This window comes from Paraburkholderia sp. A3BS-1L (assembly GCF_051125215.1).
In the GTDB taxonomy this organism is placed as follows: domain Bacteria; phylum Pseudomonadota; class Gammaproteobacteria; order Burkholderiales; family Burkholderiaceae; genus Paraburkholderia.
Window position 1 is genome coordinate 53,898 of record NZ_CP120444.1, and the last position, 19,030, is coordinate 72,927.

The window sequence follows — 19,030 nt, forward strand, 5'->3', positions numbered from 1 at the left end:
GACGGAAGCAATTCGCGAACCCGAAGGCATGCAGCGGGAATCGTGCGGGAAGCTGGTGCCGCCTGGTTTGCTGTTGACTGATGTGGCCCCCTCAAGGTCGGGCCGTTTTGAACCGTTATTCCGTGGTGAGAAGCCGCTTGCACCCTGGGCGCGCTCTTTTTAGTATGCGGAAACCAGTGCCACATAGGCTCCCCCGCCCGTAAAAGACAATGAAGACTCGGGAAACAGCCCCTTACGCCATCGTGGTGGGTGGCATCCTGATCGCCTGCGCGCTAGTCGGCCTTTGCGTCTTGCAGTTGCTGCAAAGCCGGCAGGATGCGCTTGACCGGGCGAGCGAAACCTCGCGCAATCTCGGTCTCGTCGCCGAGCGCGACATCGAGCGCAACTTTGAGCTTTATGATCTGTCGCTGCAGGAGGTGGCACAAGGGCTGCAAAGGGCGGACGTGATGGCGTTGCCGCCGCACTTGCGGCATGATGTGCTGTTCGATCACGCGATGACAGCCAAATTTCTCGGCTCGATGCTGGTGATGGATGCCGCCGGCAACATCGTGCTGGATTCGGCCAACGACGTGCCGCGCAAGGGCAACTTTGCCGACCGCAAATCCTTCACGGTCCAGCGCGACAATCCGAACGTCGGTCTCTATGTTAGCGATCCGTACGACTCGCGACTACGCAACGGCACACCCAGCATCGCCCTGTCGCGACGACTCTCGCATCCGGACGGCACGTTTGCCGGCATTGTGCTGCTGGCGATCAATCTCGAGTATTTTCACAGCCTGTTCTCCGGCCTGTCGCTAGGCCCGCATGGCTCGATGTCGTTGATTGGCAAGGACGGCATCATGGTCATGCGCCAGCCGTACGACCCGCGCATTCCCGGGCGAGATATCAGCAAGGCGAGCACCTTCCGTCGTTTTGTGTCCGCGTCGGAAGGGACGTTTATCGAGACGGCATCGATTGATGGCGTTCGACGGCTTTACTACTTCAAGAACCTGCCGAATCTGCCATTGATCATCATGGTCGCGGAAGCCGAACAGGATATCTATGCAGCGTGGCGTCATCGCGCCCTGACGATTGGCCTGCTGGTGGCAGCGTTTGGCGCAGCACTTATTGCGCTGTCCGTGCTACTGAGCGTCCAGTTGCGTCGCCGCATGCGGGCAGAATCGGAACTGGTGCTGCTGGCCCGGACCGATGGTCTCACCGGACTCAACAACCGCCGCACGTTCGGCGAGATCCTCGAACAGGAATGGCGCAGGGCGCGTCGCGCACGCAGCGTGTTTTCGCTGTTGTTTGTCGATGTCGACCGCTTCAAGGCGTACAACGACACGTATGGTCACCAGGCAGGGGACGATGCGCTGGCAGCCGTCGCGCGGTGCATCGGCGAGAGCATCCGCCGTCCGGGCGATATCGCTGCCCGCTATGGCGGGGAGGAGTTTGTCGTGTTGCTGCCCAACACGTCAATGACCGGGGCCTTTGCGATCGCGGAGAAAATCCGGGCCGCGATCAGCGGACTCGCCATCGAGCACGTGAGCAGCGAGTATGGGCGCGTGACTGCCAGCATCGGAATGGCTAGCTGGACGCCGGAAGAGGATGGCGACGCCGGCGCGGTGATCAAGGCGGCCGACGAGGCGTTGTATGACGCGAAGACAACCGGCCGGAACAAGATTGCTTCGTTCCAGACGACCTCCTGACCCATGGGCGGTGAAGGGCATCACGCAGGCGGCGGGGCCGACTCCAAGGACCGGATCGAATCGAAGCTGAACTGATCGCATGCGAAGCGGCCGCCACCTGTTCGCCAGGAATCGCCTGATTTCGCGCGATAGTATGGTTAGTTCGAGCGCTGCGGAAGTCCGATTGGACCGCTTCAGGCTGCCCATGTAGTTGGTGACAGCTACGGTTGTTATGCAGGGCCGCCAGTGAAGCGATCGAATGAGAAAAGCGATAAATCCGCACGGCTCACACCTTGTGTGAGGCGCTCGGCCAGTGCCTCGCCGATAGCGCTGGCAAACTTGAATCCGTGTCCGGAAAAGCCGGTTGCGACCAGGACGTTCGGGCAGGCAGGCACGGTATCGATGATGAAATGCTCGTCCGGTGTGACGTCGTACTCGCAGATCCTTCCCGTTCGAAGCGCTCCGGCTCCCGGCAGGAATTGCTGCAGGAAGGCCCGCAGATCACCGAGATCGGTCGGTTCGGACCCGAACGGGTTGAGCTCTGCGTCTGCCGCGATGTGCTGTCCCCCGTCATGCCTGCCGAGCTTGAGTCCCTCGCCGCCCAGGTCGGGGAAGCCGTAGAACTGGCCGGTCGCCGATGTGACCGCGAAGCCGGGGAAACGATCCGGGCCGAAGTCCGGCGCGGGCTCGAACCAGGCGAAGCTCTTGCGTACGCGAGTCACAGGAAGCGCCATGCCTAGCGGGGCCAGCAACGTACGCGTCCATTTGCCCGCACACACGATGAGCGCTTGCGCGGAGTACCGTTCTCCCTCGCGCGTCACGACATCGACGCTGTCCGGCGCACGCCATTCGATGCCGCTGACCGTCACATTCGTACGCAGCGCCGCGCCATGCATGGAAGCGAGTGTCCGGTAAGCGCTGAGCGCACGTTCGCAATACAGCACGCCAGCGTCGGGTTCGAAGTGAACGATATGCTCTTCGGAAAGTCGCCATGCTGGCCATCGGTTGCGTGCCTCGGCGCCGTCGAGTGTCTCCAGCGTCAGCCCGTACCGGATGGCGCTTTGCCTGACCTCATCCAGAAAGTGGTCGCCGGGCAGACCGATGTTGGCCACACCGGTGCGCACGAAGAGGGGAGTAGCCGTCTCGAGCTCCAGTTCGGTCCAGAGCTGCTGCGCCCGCAACGCCAGCGGGACATAAGCGGCACCCTCTCCGTAGGCATGACGGATAAGGCGCGTGCTTCCATGATGCGAACCAATGTCATGAGGCGGATCGCCGGCGTCGAGCATGAGCACCCGGTTGCCGGCTTTGGCGAGGTAATACCCGGCAGCCATGCCCATCGAGCCAGCGCCGATGATGATTGTGTCGAAGGCGCGCGCGTTGACGTGCAGAGAGGGCATCAGGGATGTATGTCGTGTCGAAGAGTGAGGCAGCAAGCGGTTCCCGCCGCGAGGGCGGAGCGCATTTCATGGTCGTCGATCATTGTCGTCGATTAGTGGTTGCCGGTCGAGCGCGGCGGCCGGTGATCTAGAGTGTCTCAGGCGCGCGGGGCGAGTCGGTATCGACGCCGCGCACGGCCTGCTGGGCTTGCATGCGGTCCTGCCGCATGGCTTCCGCCAGGTCCTGCTCAGTGATGGGCGTGAAGTGCGAGCCCCACTGGTCTGAGTGGCGTGCCCACGGTATCGCCGGGCGCTCGAACGGCCAGACGTGGTAGTAGAGATATAACAGTGAGTTGTCGTGGGCGTGCTGCGCCAACCCCGCGAAGCGGTAGATGCCGCCGTCGATGTGCCGAAACAGTTGCCCCCACTTCGGGGCGTTCATCAGTGCTGCCAGAATCTGGTCGCTCATCGCTCAATCCTCGGTTGTGTTTTCGGAATCCGCGGTCACGAGCTCCGTCTTCCCCGGTCGCGCCATGGCCGCCCTTTGCGTTCTGCCAGCGTCGATGTTGGTGCAGCGCGCGCTGCATTACCGTGCAGTCGCGCACATGTAGTTTCGCGCCCGGGTTGGCGCCAGGCTCACGCACGTCCGGCGTGGCAAGGCTGCGCGACCTCGCAGTTCTTGCGCAGGCGACGGATGCGTAAGTATGTGAACAGTCGTCGCTTTTCCAGACAAAGCGCCAGATTTTGCACGATTCGAAGGTCAAAGCCTGCCGCCCATGTCGAATATCCGCGCGTGGCGCACGTCCTCGTCGATTGAGGAAGAGGCGCTTTATGTTCTCTCAGTGCGGAGGCTCGCCGGAATCGGTTTCCTTCCATATCTGCTCGTATTCATCCAACCCCGCGTGGGATACGATACGCATTAGGCGCGTGCCAGCGTTGCGCGACTCTTGTTTTTCGTTTTGCTTTCAACGATTGACTGCCGGCTTTCTTATTTCAGGCCGCCCTTCCTTTTCATTGCCAGCCCAATTTCATGCTCAGCGCCATCGCCTTGTTCGGCATCTTGATCGTATCTTGCCTGATGAGCGTTGCCATCCTGGGTTCGCTGCTTCGGACAGCCGTGGCGGGAGTTGGTCGTTGGTGTTTCGCTTACGCGCTATTGGCTTCGGCTTCGTCATGGGTGTTGGTCGTCGGCAATCAGCCTGGTCCGGGCGCAATCCTGGGCGTCCTGCTCCTTACGCTGGGCGCCGTGATGCTGCTTGTTCAGGGCATGCGTCAGTTTTTCGGCCTTAGTCCTGTACGTCGTGACGAGTCAGTGGCGATCGTGATCGTCGTTGTAGCGCTGGCGTACTTTACGTGCGTATCGCCTGATCTCCATGCAAGGGTCACGCTGGCATCCATTGTGTTTGCGTATGGACGCATCACCGTGGGTACGTTGGCCCTGCGTCACGCGCCGAGGGACGGCACGCGCTACGCGCATCGATTCCTGGCTGCAGCGGCTTACCTTGGCGCGTTGGTACACATCGCGCGGATCGTTGCGGCAGCGTCCGGTGTCGTGCCGCCCACTACATTCCTGCAACTGTCGCTCTGGAACGTTCTGCTGCTCGGACTGGCGGTTGTCACGTTACCGTGCATGTCGATCGGCATGGTGATGCTCGCACACGATCAGCTCGCCCGAAGGATGGAAAAACTCGCGACCATCGACGAACTGACGGGCGTACTCATGCGGCGCGCGTTCATGTCCAGGGCGAACCTGCTGCTTTCCGAGGCGCAGGAAAAGTCCAGGCGGCTGTCCATCGCGATCCTCGACGTCGACAATTTCAAGGCCGTCAACGACGGCTTTGGCCATGCAGTCGGTGATCGTGTTCTTGCGCGCGTCGCATCGGTGGTGTCCGACGGGCTGCGGTCGTGCGATCTTTTGGGACGGCTGGGCGGCGAAGAGTTCGCGATCTTGTTTGCAGATACCCGCAAAACCGATGCCGCGCGAATGGCCAACGCACTTCGGCTTGTTGCCGAACAATCGCCTGACGATGGCGTGCGCTGCACGTTCAGCGTCGGGGTCAGCGAGATCTTGCCTGGCGATACGCTGGAGAGCGCAATGGCGCGGGCAGACGCGGCACTCTACATGGCGAAAGCGGCAGGCCGCAATCGCGTCGTGGTGGCGCCCGAGACGGACGAACTCGATACGCTGGAGTTCGTGAGGGTGCGGGACGGTAGCGGTTAGCGTCATCCGGAATCTCCCGGACATTTCGGGCGCTCCGCCAAATACATGCGTGCGCGGCTTGTGCGCGAGCGCGCGCAGCATGAGCGCCCAATGGGCGTGGTATTGAACGCCGGCGGCTTTCAATGCGTCATTCACCGCGTTAAAGCGGTGCAGCTTCGCTGCATTGCGATATCCGGGCTTGCCTTGTGCGATCTGTGCGCGGGGGACATGCTCGATGCCCATGCCTACCGATCGCCCGCTGCGCTACGTGAACCCCACCGCGCCCGGCAGAAAGCCTTGGCCGAGGGTCACGCAGCCGTCTGGCCCGAATCGCGGCAGGTTCAATGCGCCCCTGGCGGAACTTGAAGGCGGGGCGTGCTTTCTCTCTTCAGTTTGAGCGGGCCTCGGCCGCGAGGTCCGGGGTCGACCTCCATGTCCGAGTCACAGGAGGGGGCACGTGTGCTGCATGCCGCATCTCGACCACTATCGAGCGTTGCTTCGCGTCGGCGAAGAAACGCTCGAGCAACTCACGGACGTCGTGATCAATGAAGTCGGCACGCGTGGTGTCGACGATTACCGTGGCACGGTCAGGAATGCGGGTGAGCATCTGCTTGAGCGGCACCTTGCCGAGGAACGACACATCCTTGCGAAACGAGAGCAGAAAATGGTCGTCGTGCTGCGCGAGCGCAATCGGCCGATGCAGGTTCGCCCACAGTGCCAGCCCGACGCTGCAGAGCACGCCAAGCATGATCCCGGTAAGCAGATCGGTGGCAAGGACACCAGTGACAGTCACAATGAACGGCGCGAACGGCGCTGCGCCCTGTTTCGCGAGTCCGACGAATAGCGAGGGTTTGGCGAGCTTGACGCCTGTATGTATCAGAATTGCGGCCAGGCTTGCGAGCGGAATCAGGTTGATGACATCGGTGAGGGCGAACACGCTGACAAGCAGCAGCACGCCGTGCACGATTGCTGAGAGCCGGCTTTGCGCACCGGCGTGCACGTTTGCCGAACTGCGTACGATGACCGATGTAATTGGCAATCCTCCAACGGCGCCCGCGATGAAATTGCCGACGCCTTGCGCCTTCAGTTCGCGGTCTGGCGGTGCCGTGCGTCGCAGCGGGTCGATCTGCTCGACGGCTTCGAGACTCAACAAGGTCTCGAGACTTGCAACGACGGCCAAGGTCAACGCCACGATCCAGATCTCCGGAGAGGCGAGAAGTGCGAAGCTCAACTCAAAGTCGCCAAATTTCAGGGCGTCGCCCAGTGCCGCTAACGACCCGATTGCAGGCAGCGCCACACGGTGTTCGACCGGGAGCGCAAACGTAGGCCCGAGCGCGCCGCAAACCACTGTGACACTTACGCCGGCAACCACAACGGCAAGCGGTGCAGGCACGAGCCGCACGAGCGAAAAGCGTCGCAGGGCACGTGTTTCCCACGCCGCGAGGATGGCGAGCGAAAGCGCAGCAACGATGCATGCGATGGGAGAAATCGACTGAAGTGCAGCCAGGAATGATTCGGTGCGGGGCGCTGACGCAAGTCCCAGTGCGAGCGGGATTTGCTTCACGACCAGCAGCAGACCGATTGCGGCGAGCATGCCTTTGATAACGGGCGTGGGCACATAGGAGGCGAGCCGGCCGGCTCTCAGCATTCCAAAGCCGAACTGTATGACGCCCGAAAGCAGCACCGCGAGCAGAAATGCGGAGAAGCCGCCAAGGCGTGCGATGCCATCCACGACGATCACAACGAGTCCCGCGGCGGGGCCGCTCACACTCAAGCGCGAACCGCTGAGCGCGGCGACGACGATGCCGCCGACAATACCAGAAACGAGACCGGCTAATGGCTCGGCGCCGGAGGCTCTTGCGATGCCGAGACACAAGGGTAGCGCGACGAGAAAGACGACGGTGCCCGCAGCGAAGTCGCGCGCAAGCGCGGACAGAGAAGCTCTTGAAGTCATGACGGAAGCAGGAAGAAGAGACGGGTGGGAAACGCGAGTGCGTGCTTTGTGCAAGTGCCGGGCCACGACGGCCGACGCACGCCTGAAGGGGACACGCAATTCAGAATGAATGATCAGCTTGCCGCGATTGCCAACGTTGTTGTCGCATCGTAGCCCGAAGCGAGTTCGCGCAACTGGCCGTCGCTGAGCGAAAAGATCCATCCGTGCACGAGCGGTGCGGGTTCGCTCTCACGCACGAGTGGATGCTCGCGCAGCAGGCGCACCTGCTCGATCACGTTGAGTTCGGCAAGATGGTTGATGCGAGCTTCTTCCGACGGCAGGCGTTCGAGGGCCGCGCGATGCGTCTGCGCGAGCGCGCAAAGCGGCTTGATGCGCCGGTTCACGTGCGGCAGAGCGCCGGCGGGTGGGAGCAGCGAGGCGCGTACGCCGCCGCATCCGTAATGGCCGCAGACAATAATGTGTGCGACCCGGAGTACGCGCACCGCATATTCAAGCACGCTCATGTTGTTGTCGTCGTCGGGGTGGAACAGGTTGGCGATGTTTCGGTGGACGAAGAGGTCGCCTGGTGCACAGTGGGTGACGCTTTCGGCCGGTACGCGGCTATCGGAACAGCCAATCCAGAGCACTTGCGGCTTCTGCCCGGCGGCTAGCGCGCTGAAGAACTGCGGGTCGCGTCGGGCAATTTCCTGCGCCCAGGCGACGTTGGCTACGAGCATGCGTTTCGGAAGATTCATGGGTCGAGGCTCCAATGAGCGGCGGCTCCGCTCAATTCTTACGTATTGCTTTCTACCAGAAAAAAACTGGACGCCCGCGAAAAATAAATCGAAACCATGCGCAGTGAATATAAAAAGGCAGATTGGCCGTGTTTGCGCGAGTACGCGGGAAATTAGCGGCGGCTAACGACCATCGGGAACAATCTTGCTGTGGCGCCCTGTCGAAGAGGGCAGGGCGCGCTTTGGCGCGGTTGGCAAGCGTATGCATATCTGCTGAAACCCACGAACGCTATGCGGTGGTGGGCATGTGGTGCGTCTGGTTTGCCGATGGCGCTATCTGTGCGTGCTTTCCCTGCCTGCCAGCCGCTCGGCAAATCTTGAGGAGGCGCCTTCACATACGGCTGGCCCTGATGCCGGCCGTGATGCCGGATGGCCTTTCAATGGATGACCCAATGATGGGCGCAACGGTGACGGAATTAATGCGGACGACGCTTGATGCCCACATCGATCATTTTCCGACCCGCTCGCGCGTTGCTTCAGTCACCGCGTCGCGCACGCAGGCGGTGAGCAGTTCCGAGGCTCGCGTGTGCGGCACACGCGCGGGTCGTGCAATCACGAGCGGCTGAATCACGGTGGCTTCACGTATCGGCCGCTCGGCAACGAGCGGCGTCTTCTCGGCCGCGGGACTTTGCGTAATTAGCAGGGACACGCCCAGCCCGCTTGCCACCATCGCGCGCACGAGTTCAATGGACGTCGCCCGATACTGCACGTTGGGCGACAGGCCGTGCTGCCAGAATGGGGCCATCAGAAAGTCGCGGCTCTGCGGCAGGTCGATCTGGATGAATGGCTGCTCCGCGAGTTCGTGCAGCGAGATCGCGCGCCGGCGCTTCGCGAGCGATGACGCGTAGGGCAAGAGCGCGTACGGCTTGAGTTCGGCGAGGCACTCGCGCTCGATGTCCCCGGGCAAGCCCACGTCGTACATGAGTGCGAGATCGATCTGGCGCTTGCGCAGCCACTCATCGAGTTGCGCCAGGTCACCTTCGCGGAACTGCACGGTGAGACCCGGAAAGCGCGCCTGCGCGAGCTTGAGCACACGCGGCAGATAAACCGGCGCGATCGTGCGGAACACGCCGATCTGAACGAGGCCGCCGTCGCCTTCGCCAACGTCGTCGGTGGCGAACGCCAATGCCGAGGCGAGCAGGTGGCGCGCCTCGGCCAGCTTTCGTTGTCCGAAATGCGTAAGCGTCATGCCGGTGCCTGCGCCGCGCGCGAAGAGCGGCGCGTCGAACAGCGCTTCCAGCTCACGGATCGCCACTGAGATTGAAGGCTGCGACACGTTCAACTGTTTCGCCGCAGCGGTCGTGCTGCCGGTTTCCGCGGCCGTAACGAAGTAGCGCAGCAGCCTGAGCGATAGGGCCATACGATTTTCATATAGCGGTTAATTTATTCCAGTATTTTATCTTATTGCCTCCAAAGCCGAGAATTAATTCACCCGCCGAATTGGCCGGCTGTTCTGGAGGAAGACGCTGTGACACTGCTCGCGCTGCCGCTCGACGGCATTCGTGTGATCGATTTTTCCCGCGTGCTCGCGGGCCCGCTATGTTCCGCGCTGCTCGGCGACCTGGGCGCCGAAGTCATCAAGATCGAGCCGCCCGGCGGCGACGACTACCGCGCAATCGGCCCGTTTTCTGGAGGAGAGAGCGGTCTTTTCAGTGCGATGAACCGCAACAAGCAAAGCGTCGTGATCGATTTGAAGCGCGACGAAGGCCGCGCGCTGGCGCAGGCGCTTTGCGCGCAGGCCGATGTCGTTGTCGAGAACTTCCGCCCCGGCGTGGCCGAGCGTCTCGGCATCGACTATGCGCAGCTCGCCGCGCACAATCCCGCGCTCGTGTATGCAAGCGTCTCGGGTTTCGGCCAGACCGGACCGGAATCGCATCGGCCCGCCTACGACATCATTCTGCAAGCGATGTGCGGACTGATGGACGCGACCGGTTTGCCCGATGGCGCACCAACGCTTGTCGGCGATTCGGTCTCGGACGTCGTGAGCGGCATCTTCGCTTCGTGGGGCGTGCTCGCAGCGCTGCTAGCGCGCGAGCGCACCGGCAAGGGTACGCACGTAGACGTGGCGATGTTCGATGCGACGCTTAGCCTGACTGCCGCGCAGGTCGCGCGTTATGCGACGACCGGCATCGCGCCGCAGCGCGTAGGCAACCGGCACCCGTCGTCGGCGCCGTTCGGGGCCTATCGCGCGAAGGACGGCTATTTTGTCGTGGCGGTGCTCAACAATCGTCTTTTCGAGCGCTTCGCGCACGCGCTTGGCCAACCCGCGCTGGTCGACGATGCACGCTTTGCGAACGACGCGGCGCGCTGCGAAAACGAAGCGGTGTTGCGTGCGTGCATCGAAGCGTGGTCTGGAATCCGTAGCATCGACGAGGTGAATGCGCTACTGAGCGAGGCGGGCATTCCTGTCGCACCGATCCAGAACATCAGAGACGCGCTGGAGAGCGAGCAAGCGCGCGAGCGTGGCCTGCTGGTCGAGACGCCGTCCAGCGGCGGGGGCACCATGCGCCTGCCGAGGCAGCCGGTCCAGTTCTCGGCCTGGCCCGCCACGCGCACGACGCGTGCGCCGCGCCTGGGCGAGCACACGCTGGCCGTGCTGCAGCGGCAGCTCGGCGTCGACGCAACCCACATCGATGCGCTGTGCGCCGCCGGCGTACTGGGTGTCGACAAAACCTTAAGCATGCCAAACGAAACGATTCAGGAGATGAATGATGCTTAAACGAATGGGTGTCACCGCGGCCGATCTCGAGATTGCCGAGGCGATCCGTCGCTTTGCGCACGCAGAGTTGGCGCCGCACGCGGCGCAGGTGGACCGCGACGAGATTTCCACTACGCGCTATGTGCCGGCGCTTGCCGATCTGGGCGTGATGAGCATGAACCTGCCTGAGCGCTGGGGTGGCATTGGCGCCTCGCCCGCAGCGATCATTCTTGCATTGGCAGAGATTGCGCGCGCGTGCGCGTCGACTTCGTCGATGATTGGCGCCCACTACCTCGCCACTGATTCGATCCTGATCGGTGGCGACGATGCGTTGCGCGCACGCTATCTGCCCGACGCGGCGACGGGCGTCAAGCTCGGCGCGTTCGCGTTGACCGAGCCGCAAGCCGGTTCGAATCCGGCTGGCATGACGACCCAGGCGGTGCGTGATGGTGATGGCTACAGGCTGCGCGGTGTGAAGCACTTCATTTCGAACGCCGGGGCGGCGCAATTTATCGTGGTCTACGCGAAGACCGCGATGGAGCTCGGGACGCGCGGTATCAGCGCGTTCGTTGTGGATGCCGATACGCCTGGCGTGTCGGTGTCGTCGGCTGAAATGCTGATGGGCATTCGGGGCGCACCGGCGCACGAGGTCGCGCTCGATTGCTATGTGCCGGCGGCAAACCGGCTGGGCGAAGAAGGCACCGGCTTTCGCACGGCGATGAAAGTGCTCGACAACAGCCGCCTGGATGTGGCGGCGACCAGCCTCGGCATTGCAGAAGCGGCACTTGGCGACGCGATGGAATGGGCGAAGACGCGCCACGTCAACGGCGAGCCCCTTGCAGCGAAACAAGGCTTGCAATGGAAATTTGCCGACATGAAAACGCAACTGGAAGCAGCGTGGCTCCTGACGCTTCAGGCGGCGACGCGGCGCGCGGCGGGCGAGCCGTTCACCGATGCGGCTTCGATGGCGAAGCTCTACGCGTCGGAGATGGTGGCGTTCGTCACCGACGCGGCGCTGCAGATACACGGCGGCTATGGATTCACGCGCGAGATGCGCGTCGAGCGGCTCGTGCGCGACGCGCGGATTCTGCGTATTTACGAAGGGTCGTCGGAAATTCAGCGCACGGTGATTGCGCGGTCGATTCTGGCGTAACGACGGTCAATGGACGGAGGGCGAAAATGAAAGTGCTAGTGGCGGTCAAACGCGTTGTCGATGCCAATATCAAAGTCGGCGTGAGGCTCGACGGCACTGGCGTCGACATTGCGAACGTAAAGATGTCGATGAACCCGTTCGACGAAATCGCCGTGGAAGAGGCGGTACGCCTGAAGGAAGCGGGCGTGGCGACCGAAGTGATCGCCGTGTCGGCAGGCGTGACGCAGGCGCAGGAGACCCTGCGCACCGCGCTCGCGATCGGCGCGGACCGCGCCATCCTGATCGAGTCGAATGAAGACCTGCAGCCGCTGGCGGTGGCCAAGCTGATGAAGGCGCTGGTCGACAGGGAACAGCCTTCGCTGGTCATCCTGGGCAAACAGGCCATCGACGACGATTCGAACCAGACCGGCCAGATGCTGGCCGCGCTGGCCAACCTGCCGCAGGCAACGTTCGCGTCGAAGGTTGTGGTGGCGGATGGCAAGGCAAGCGTGTCGCGCGAAGTGGACGGCGGCGCCGAGACGCTGTCGCTGAAGCTGCCGGCCGTGGTCACGACGGATCTGCGCTTGAACGAGCCGCGCTACGTGACGCTGCCGAACATCATGAAGGCGAAAAAGAAGCCGCTGGAAACGATCAAGCCGGAAGACCTCGGCGTGGACGTCGCGCCGCGCCTGAAGACACTGAAAGTCAGCGAGCCGCCGAAGCGCGCCGCCGGTGTGGTGGTGCCGGACGTGAAGGCGCTGGTGGCGAAGCTGAAAACCGAAGCCAAGGTGCTTTGAGCAAACCACGGATACAGAGCAAATGACGAATCTGGTAATTGCAGAACACGACAATGCGTCGATCAAGGCCGCTACGCTGAATACGGTTGCTGCGGCGCTGAAGATCGGTGGCGACGTTCACGTGCTGGTCGCGGGTCACCATGCGCAGCCTGCAGCGGATGCGGCAGCGAAGATCTCAGGTGTGTCCAGGGTGCTGTTGGCCGACGCGCCGCAACTTGAAGCAGGTCTTGCGGAGAACGTCGAAGCGACGGTTCACGCGATTGTGCAAGACCCGGCGAAGAACTACACGCACATCCTCATGCCGGCGACTGCCTGCGGCAAGAACATCGCGCCGCGTATCGCCGCGAAGCTGGACGTCGCCCAGATCAGCGATATTACCGCAGTCGACAGCCCGGACACGTTCGAGCGCCCGATCTACGCAGGCAATGCGATTGCGACGGTGCAATCTCAAGATCCCATCAAGGTCATCACGGTCCGCGCGACCGCATTCGATGCGGTTGCAGCCGAAGGCGGCAGCGCGAGCGTGGAAAAAATCGAGGCTGTGGCGGATTCCGGCCTCTCGCTATTCGTGAGCCGTGAAGTCACGAAGCTAGACCGCCCGGAACTCACGAGCGCGAAGATCATTGTCTCTGGCGGCCGCGGTCTGGGCAGCGGCGAGAACTACACCAAGGTTCTGGAGCCGCTGGCCGACAGGCTGAACGCAGCGCTGGGCGCCTCGCGTGCGGCAGTCGATGCAGGCTACGTGCCGAACGATTACCAGGTCGGCCAGACCGGCAAGATCGTCGCGCCGCAACTGTACGTCGCGGTGGGCATCTCGGGTGCGATCCAGCATCTGGCCGGGATGAAGGACTCGAAGGTCATCGTGGCGATCAACAAGGATCCGGAAGCGCCGATTTTCAGCGTCGCCGATTACGGCGTCGTCGGGGATCTCAACGACATCGTTCCGTCGCTTACCGAAAAAATCTGAACAACGTACGCCGCTTTGTTCAACGCCTGGTGCGCCGCGGTTCGCAGCGCACGCGGGCACGACCCTGCAGCAGTTACCTTTTGGAGATGAGCACAAAATGGACCGTACCGCATCACGGAGTGCAAGAACCGCCATAGCTGAGCGTCGTTCGATCGACTACATCCCCGATGCCGAGCGCCACGGCAATCTTTCCAGCCAGTTTTCGCTCTGGTTCGGTGCGAATCTGCAGATAACGGCAGTCGTGGTTGGCGCGCTCGCCGTCGTGCTGGGTGGCGACGTATTCTGGTCGTTGATCGGGCTTCTCCTCGGGCAGATTCTCGGCGGCGCGGTCATGGCCTTGCATGGTGCGCAAGGCCCGCAACTCGGCCTGCCTCAGATGATTTCGAGCCGCGTGCAGTTCGGTGTCTATGGCGCAATCATTCCGCTCGTGCTGGTCTGTGTGATGTACGTGGGGTTCTCTGCGGGCGGCACGGTGCTGGCCGGTCAGGCCATCGGCGAACTGCTCGACGTGAACAACACCGTTGCGATCCTGATCTTTGCCGCCGTGGTGATTCTGCTCACCGGACTAGGCTATCGAATCATTCACGCAATGGGCCGCGTATCGAGCATCGTCGGCACACTGGCCTTCCTGTACCTCTTCGCGAGCCTCCTGACGGGTCACGCATGGAGCTCGCTGATCGCCAACCGGCATTTCACCGTCGCCTCCTTCCTGCTCGCCGTTTCGCTCTCAGCGTCCTGGCAGATCGCATACGGTCCCTACGTCGCCGACTATTCACGCTATCTGCCGAAGTCCACCTCGACGCTCAAGACCTTCTTCGCCGTATTCAGCGGAACGGTGATCGGGGCGCAGGTTTCGATGACGTTCGGCGTGCTCGCCGCCGCGCTCGCGGGGAACCGCTTCTCCGGGCATGAGGTGGCGTTCATTGTCGGCCTCGGTGCGACGGGTACCATCGCTGCGATCCTCTATTTCACGATTGCGCTTGGCAAGCTCACCATCACCACGCTCAACGCGTACGGCAGCGTGATGTCGGTGGCGACGATCGTTACCGGTCTGGGCCAGCGCCGCGAAGTGTCCCGCCGTACCCGCCTCGCATTCGTGATTCTCTCCGTGAGCGCGTCGAGCGCACTCGCGCTTGCCGGGCAGCATTCGTTTCTGAAGGCATTCTCGTCTTTCCTGCTGTTCCTGCTGGTGTTCTTCACGCCGTGGAGCGCGATCAACCTTGTCGACTACTATTGTGTCACGCGTGAGCGTTACGACGTGCCCGCGCTCTTCGATGCGAATGGCCGATACGGGCGCTGGAATCCGGTCGGTATAACCGTCTACGTTGCAGGTGTGCTGGTGCAGATGCCTTTCGTTGCCACCGGCTTTTATACCGGGCGTTGGGTCGAGTATCTCGGCGGCGTGGATATTTCGTGGATCGTCGGCATCGTCGTGCCGGGCGCGCTGTACTACGCGGCGACGCACTTCGCGCCTTCGCGCGTGCCTGCCCAGCTCATCCTGCCTGATACGCTGAGCGATGAGGCAGGCGCCAGGGAAACGCTGATTTAGCGTGCTGGCACGACCGCGCGGGGCTGAAAACGAAAAAATTTGCAGCCCAAGGGCTTCGAGGCGGCAAGTGGGAATTGTCCCCTTTGGCTACAAAAATCGGGGAACGGGTCTCTTTTATAGCTCATGGGCTAAAAGGCATTCCCGCTGGGCCTACGCCACCCCTCCGACGCCGAAAGCGAGCAGCAATTTTTTTCCGGAAATGTCATAGGACAATATTCTTCGCGTCCTGTTTTGCCGCAATATAGACGAGGGAAGCCACAAAAACCGGTGGTAACCGGATACGCGAACCGGAAAACGCGGAGGTCGTCGGTGATCGAGCAGTGGCGGGAAACCCTGCGCGCGGTGCATGGCGTGGAATCGAAATACAAACGGCTGGTCAAGGCTATCGCGAGCGACATCGAGAGCCAGACTTTGCCGGCTGGCGCACGCCTGCCGCCGCAGCGCGACGTCGCGGCCGAACTGGCGATCAGCGTGCAAACAGTGACCAATGCGTACAAGGAACTGGAGCGACAGGGGCTGATCCGCTGCGAGGTAGGACGCGGCAGCTTCGTGGCTGCGCGCGTTACCGAGACCATGTCGAGCTACATGCTCGATACCGCCGAGCGATCGGTGGTCGATTTTTCGATCGCGCGGATCATTCATACGGCGGAACACGACGCGATGTGGCGCAAGGTGTGCGCCACGCTTTCAACCATCGACGATCAGCCGTGGATTCGCGCGTTTCGCCCGATCGCGGGCTTCGAACACCACCGGCAGGCGGGCGTCGCGTGGCTCGCGTCACTGGGCATGCCGGCTTCGGCCGATACGCTGCTTGTGACGAACGGCACCGCGCACGGCATTTTTCTCGCGCTGGCATCGACGGTCGGCCCCGGCGATACGGTGTTGTGCGAGAGCCTGACCGATCACGGCGTGATCGGCTCGGCCAACGTGCTGGGCTTCACGCTGAAAGGCCTGGAGATCGACGAGTACGGCATTCATCCCGAACATTTCGAGGAAATGTGCGACAGCGAGCGCATTACCGCGCTCGTCTGCACTCCGACGCTGAACAACCCGACGGTCGCGCTGATGCCGGACTCGCGGCGCCGCGCGATTGCGCGAATCGCCGAGCGCTACGGCGTGTACATAATCGAGGACGATGTCTACGGCCCGCTTCCCGCCAAAGCGGCCACGCCGATCTCCAGCCTGATTCCCGACCTGTCGTTTTACTGCACGAGCATGACCAAATCGGTGATGGCGGGCTTGCGGATCGGCTATCTGGCGACGCCGCGCAGGCTGGCGCTGCGCGTGGAGAGCGTGCTTCGCGTCAGCAGCTGGATGGCCACCTCACCGATGGCGGAAGTGGCCACGCGCTGGATCGCGGACGGGACGGCGGCGCGGCTCGTCGAGATCCAGCGCGAACGGCTTGGAAAGCGTCAGGCACAGTTGCGCAAGACGCTGGGCAAATACGTGCTCGGCGCGCATCCGCAGGCGCTCTCCGCGTGGCTGCGCGTGCCCGATCACTGGCGCACCGATCGCCTCGTGAGGGAACTGCGCAATCGCAATATCGCCGTGACTTCACCCGATCCGTTTCTGGTGCGCGACGCCGATCGGCCCAACGCCGTGCGCGTGTGTGTGGGCGCCGAGGTGGGCGAAGGAACTTACAACAATGCGCTGGAGACCATGCTCGATGTGTTCGAGCAATACCCGCAAGTACACGATTTCGTGTAATCGTCGCGCGCATTGCGACGCGCGAACTGGAAATGTACCAGGACAATAAAAATCGCTTTTTAGAACATTAGACTGGGCTGGACTGAGCACGATGCAGCCACCCATGAGCCAGCAAGGCGGGCGTAGCCGCATCGGATTCGAAACCTTCGAACCCTTTCGCGCAGAGCCGAGTCGATGTCCGCTTCGATATCCCTTACTTCGCAGACCGGTCTTTCATTGGCCGATGTCTATCATGCGCGGCGGCGTATCGAGAGGCGCATCTGCCGCACGCCACTCGTCGAATCGCAGGGCTTGTCGCATCTTGCGGGCGTGCCCGTGTATCTCAAGCTCGAAACCGTGCAACCCACTGGCAGTTTCAAGGTGCGCGGCGCCACCAACGCACTCGCGCGTCTCGCCGAGGCCGGTTGCCGCAAGGTCGTGACCGCTTCCACCGGCAATCATGGGCGCGCGGTTGCGCATGCGGCCCGCGCGCTCGGCATCGACGCGATGGTCTGCATGTCGGCGCTCGTGCCGGCCAACAAGGTCGACGCGGTGCGCGCGCTCGGCGCACAGGTTCAGATTGTCGGTAAAAGCCAGGACGAGGCCGAACACGCAGCGCGGCTTCTGGTGCGCAACGAAGGCTATGCGTATGTGCCGCCGTTCGATGATCCGCATGTGATCGCCGGGCAGGCAACGATTGGCCTGGAAATCGTCGAGGCGCTCCCCGATGTCGCGAACATCGTCGTGCCGCTTTCGGGTGGTGGCCTCTTTGCCGGCGTCGCGTTCGCCGCCAGGAGCGCGAACGCCGCGATTGGCCTCACCGGTGTGACGATGGCGCGCGGCGCGGCGATGCAGGCGAGCCTCGCGGCCGGCAAACCGGTTCTCGTCGACGAAGTCGAAACGCTCGCCGATTCGCTCGGCGGCGGCATCGGGCTTGAAAACCGCTACACCTTTGGGCTCACGCGCGATCTGATCGACCAGATCGTGTTGCTCGACGAGGCATCCATTGCGCGCGGCATTGCGCACGCGTACTGGCATGAACGGCTCGTTGTAGAGGGCGCGGCAGCCGTCGGCATCGCCGCCTTGCTCGACGGCAAGCTCGAAGCCGGGCGTCTCGCGCACGGACCGCTCGTGCTGGTCGTGACCGGCGCGAACATCGATATGGACCTGCATCGGCGCGTCGTTGACCGCAGCCGTGCACCACGTGACTCACTCGAGGCCCCATGACTTCCATCACGCTCCTCGGCGAAGCCGAACTACGTCAACTCGTCCCGCTCGATCTCGCGGCGGTCGATCAGGTGGAAACGGCGTTTCTATCGCTTGCCACCGAGGCCGTTGCCATGCCGCCGATCCTGCGGCTCGACCTGCCGGACCACAACGGTGAAATCGACGTGAAGACCGCTTGGCTGCCGCGCTTCGACAGTCTCGCGATCAAGGTGAGTCCCGGGTTTTTCGACAATCCGTCGCTCGGGCTGCCAAGTCTGAACGGGCTGATGCTGGTGCTGTCGGCGAAGACCGGTTTGACCGAAGCCGTGCTGCTCGATAACGGTTATCTCACGGCGGTGCGCACGGCGGCTGCCGGTGCGGTGGCGGCGCGCTGGCTCGCGAAGCCCCACGTGCCGCACGTCGCGGTGCTTGGCGCGGGCGAGCAGGCACGCCTGCAATTGCAGGCGCTGTCGCTGGTGCGCTGCATCGAGCGAGTGCGCGTGTGGGCGCGCAACCCGGAAAGCGCGCAGCGCTTCGTGCAGGAGATGAGCGAAACACTCGGCGTTCGATGCGAGGTGGCGCGCGACGTTCGCCATGCGCTCGCCGAAGCAGATATAGCGATCACGACCACGCCGAGCCGCACGCCGCTGATCGAAGCCGCCCATCTGCATCCTGGTCTGCACATCACGGCCATGGGTTCCGATGCCGAACACAAGAACGAAATCGCCCCGGCGGCGTTGGCGGCGGCGCGCTACGTGTGCGACCGCGCGCAGCAAACGCGTGTGCTCGGCGAACTGCATCACGCGCTGAATGCCGGTGCGATGCACGCCGACAGCGCGATAACCGAACTCGGGCAGGTGATCGCGGGCCAGAGTGCCGGCCGCGTCGATGAAGCCGACGTGACGATCTGCGATCTGACCGGAACCGGCGCGCAGGACACCGCGATTGCGGCACTCGCCTTGCAGCGGGCGCGTGGCGCGAGCGCCGGGGTGCTCTTTTCGCAATGACATCGCCATGAAGGCGCA

General features: G+C 62.9%; 15 protein-coding genes. 10 read left to right on the plus strand and 5 right to left on the minus strand.

Features of this window, described 5'->3' with window-relative positions:
• Nucleotides 1-209 precede the first annotated feature (209 nt).
• Nucleotides 210-1,688, plus strand: coding sequence for a sensor domain-containing diguanylate cyclase (locus P5W99_RS25350; protein ID WP_421027639.1), 1,479 nt, complete (start codon nt 210-212; stop codon nt 1,686-1,688).
• A 209-nt stretch (nt 1,689-1,897) separates the two neighbouring features.
• Here P5W99_RS25350 and solA read toward each other — a convergent pair whose 3' ends face one another.
• Both solA and P5W99_RS25360 read right to left on the minus strand, forming a co-directional pair.
• A complete protein-coding gene (gene solA, locus P5W99_RS25355; protein WP_434664874.1) occupies nt 1,898-3,064 on the minus strand; it encodes an N-methyl-L-tryptophan oxidase in 1,167 nt (388 codons plus the stop codon).
• A 127-nt stretch (nt 3,065-3,191) separates the two neighbouring features.
• The gene (locus P5W99_RS25360; protein ID WP_434664876.1) at nt 3,192-3,512 is read right to left on the minus strand and encodes a hypothetical protein; all 321 of its coding nucleotides are present in this window, start codon (nt 3,510-3,512) and stop codon (nt 3,192-3,194) included.
• Between the two features lie 561 nt (nt 3,513-4,073).
• Between P5W99_RS25360 and P5W99_RS25365 the strand changes: the two genes are divergently transcribed.
• Nucleotides 4,074-5,264 carry a GGDEF domain-containing protein gene (locus tag P5W99_RS25365; RefSeq protein ID WP_421027642.1) on the plus strand — a complete coding sequence of 397 codons (1,191 nt, stop codon included), beginning with the start codon at nt 4,074-4,076 and terminating at the stop codon, nt 5,262-5,264.
• 367 nt (nt 5,265-5,631) lie between these two features.
• On the opposite strand, the gene P5W99_RS25370 is transcribed toward P5W99_RS25365, so the two are convergent.
• The 3 genes from P5W99_RS25370 to P5W99_RS25380 all read right to left on the minus strand — a co-directional run bounded on the left by P5W99_RS25370 (nt 5,632) and on the right by P5W99_RS25380 (nt 9,330).
• Nucleotides 5,632-7,197: a SulP family inorganic anion transporter gene (locus P5W99_RS25370; protein ID WP_421028030.1), complete on the minus strand. Its 1,566-nt coding sequence runs from the start codon at nt 7,195-7,197 to the stop codon at nt 5,632-5,634.
• Between the two features lie 113 nt (nt 7,198-7,310).
• Entirely contained in the window at nt 7,311-7,931 is a 621-nt protein-coding gene (locus P5W99_RS25375) for a carbonic anhydrase (protein ID WP_434664878.1), read from the minus strand.
• A gap of 487 nt (nt 7,932-8,418) precedes the next feature.
• Entirely contained in the window at nt 8,419-9,330 is a 912-nt protein-coding gene (locus P5W99_RS25380) for a LysR family transcriptional regulator (protein WP_421027644.1), read from the minus strand.
• A 108-nt stretch (nt 9,331-9,438) separates the two neighbouring features.
• On the opposite strand from P5W99_RS25380, the gene P5W99_RS25385 reads away from it, so the two are divergent.
• The 8 genes from P5W99_RS25385 to P5W99_RS25420 all read left to right on the plus strand — a co-directional run bounded on the left by P5W99_RS25385 (nt 9,439) and on the right by P5W99_RS25420 (nt 19,012).
• Nucleotides 9,439-10,689 (plus strand): CaiB/BaiF CoA transferase family protein, encoded by a 1,251-nt coding sequence (locus P5W99_RS25385; protein ID WP_421027645.1) that lies wholly within the window; start codon nt 9,439-9,441, stop codon nt 10,687-10,689.
• Nucleotides 10,682-11,821 carry an acyl-CoA dehydrogenase family protein gene (locus tag P5W99_RS25390; protein ID WP_421028031.1) on the plus strand — a complete coding sequence of 380 codons (1,140 nt, stop codon included), beginning with the start codon at nt 10,682-10,684 and terminating at the stop codon, nt 11,819-11,821. Before P5W99_RS25385 ends, P5W99_RS25390 begins: the two co-directional genes overlap by 8 nt.
• A 26-nt stretch (nt 11,822-11,847) precedes the next feature.
• The gene (locus P5W99_RS25395; RefSeq protein WP_421027646.1) at nt 11,848-12,597 is read left to right on the plus strand and encodes an electron transfer flavoprotein subunit beta/FixA family protein; all 750 of its coding nucleotides are present in this window, start codon (nt 11,848-11,850) and stop codon (nt 12,595-12,597) included.
• Nucleotides 12,598-12,619: 22 nt separating this feature from the next.
• Entirely contained in the window at nt 12,620-13,564 is a 945-nt protein-coding gene (locus P5W99_RS25400; RefSeq protein ID WP_421027647.1) for an electron transfer flavoprotein subunit alpha/FixB family protein, read from the plus strand.
• 97 nt (nt 13,565-13,661) lie between these two features.
• The gene (locus tag P5W99_RS25405; RefSeq protein WP_421027648.1) at nt 13,662-15,113 is read left to right on the plus strand and encodes a purine-cytosine permease family protein; all 1,452 of its coding nucleotides are present in this window, start codon (nt 13,662-13,664) and stop codon (nt 15,111-15,113) included.
• A 309-nt stretch (nt 15,114-15,422) separates the two neighbouring features.
• Nucleotides 15,423-16,820, plus strand: a complete 1,398-nt coding sequence (locus P5W99_RS25410; RefSeq protein ID WP_421027649.1) for a PLP-dependent aminotransferase family protein — start codon at nt 15,423-15,425, stop codon at nt 16,818-16,820.
• Nucleotides 16,821-16,994: 174 nt separating this feature from the next.
• A complete protein-coding gene (gene eutB, locus P5W99_RS25415; RefSeq protein WP_421027650.1) occupies nt 16,995-18,026 on the plus strand; it encodes a hydroxyectoine utilization dehydratase EutB in 1,032 nt (343 codons plus the stop codon).
• Nucleotides 18,023-19,012, plus strand: a complete 990-nt coding sequence (locus tag P5W99_RS25420) for a cyclodeaminase (RefSeq protein ID WP_434664882.1) — start codon at nt 18,023-18,025, stop codon at nt 19,010-19,012. Before eutB ends, P5W99_RS25420 begins: the two co-directional genes overlap by 4 nt.
• Nucleotides 19,013-19,030: the final 18 nt, after the last annotated feature.

Bases quoted from the DNA above. Each gene is read 5' to 3' on its own strand.
- P5W99_RS25350 (WP_421027639.1), top strand. From the start codon at position 210: ATGAAGACTCGGGAAACAGCCCCTTACGCCATCGTGGTGGGTGGCATC.
- solA (WP_434664874.1), bottom strand. From the start codon at position 3,064: ATGCCCTCTCTGCACGTCAACGCGCGCGCCTTCGACACAATCATCATC.
- P5W99_RS25360 (WP_434664876.1), bottom strand. From the start codon at position 3,512: ATGAGCGACCAGATTCTGGCAGCACTGATGAACGCCCCGAAGTGGGGG.
- P5W99_RS25365 (WP_421027642.1), top strand. From the start codon at position 4,074: ATGCTCAGCGCCATCGCCTTGTTCGGCATCTTGATCGTATCTTGCCTG.
- P5W99_RS25370 (WP_421028030.1), bottom strand. From the start codon at position 7,197: ATGACTTCAAGAGCTTCTCTGTCCGCGCTTGCGCGCGACTTCGCTGCG.
- P5W99_RS25375 (WP_434664878.1), bottom strand. From the start codon at position 7,931: ATGAATCTTCCGAAACGCATGCTCGTAGCCAACGTCGCCTGGGCGCAG.
- P5W99_RS25380 (WP_421027644.1), bottom strand. From the start codon at position 9,330: ATGGCCCTATCGCTCAGGCTGCTGCGCTACTTCGTTACGGCCGCGGAA.
- P5W99_RS25390 (WP_421028031.1), top strand. From the start codon at position 10,682: ATGCTTAAACGAATGGGTGTCACCGCGGCCGATCTCGAGATTGCCGAG.
- P5W99_RS25395 (WP_421027646.1), top strand. From the start codon at position 11,848: ATGAAAGTGCTAGTGGCGGTCAAACGCGTTGTCGATGCCAATATCAAA.
- P5W99_RS25400 (WP_421027647.1), top strand. From the start codon at position 12,620: ATGACGAATCTGGTAATTGCAGAACACGACAATGCGTCGATCAAGGCC.
- P5W99_RS25405 (WP_421027648.1), top strand. From the start codon at position 13,662: ATGGACCGTACCGCATCACGGAGTGCAAGAACCGCCATAGCTGAGCGT.
- eutB (WP_421027650.1), top strand. From the start codon at position 16,995: ATGTCCGCTTCGATATCCCTTACTTCGCAGACCGGTCTTTCATTGGCC.
- P5W99_RS25420 (WP_434664882.1), top strand. From the start codon at position 18,023: ATGACTTCCATCACGCTCCTCGGCGAAGCCGAACTACGTCAACTCGTC.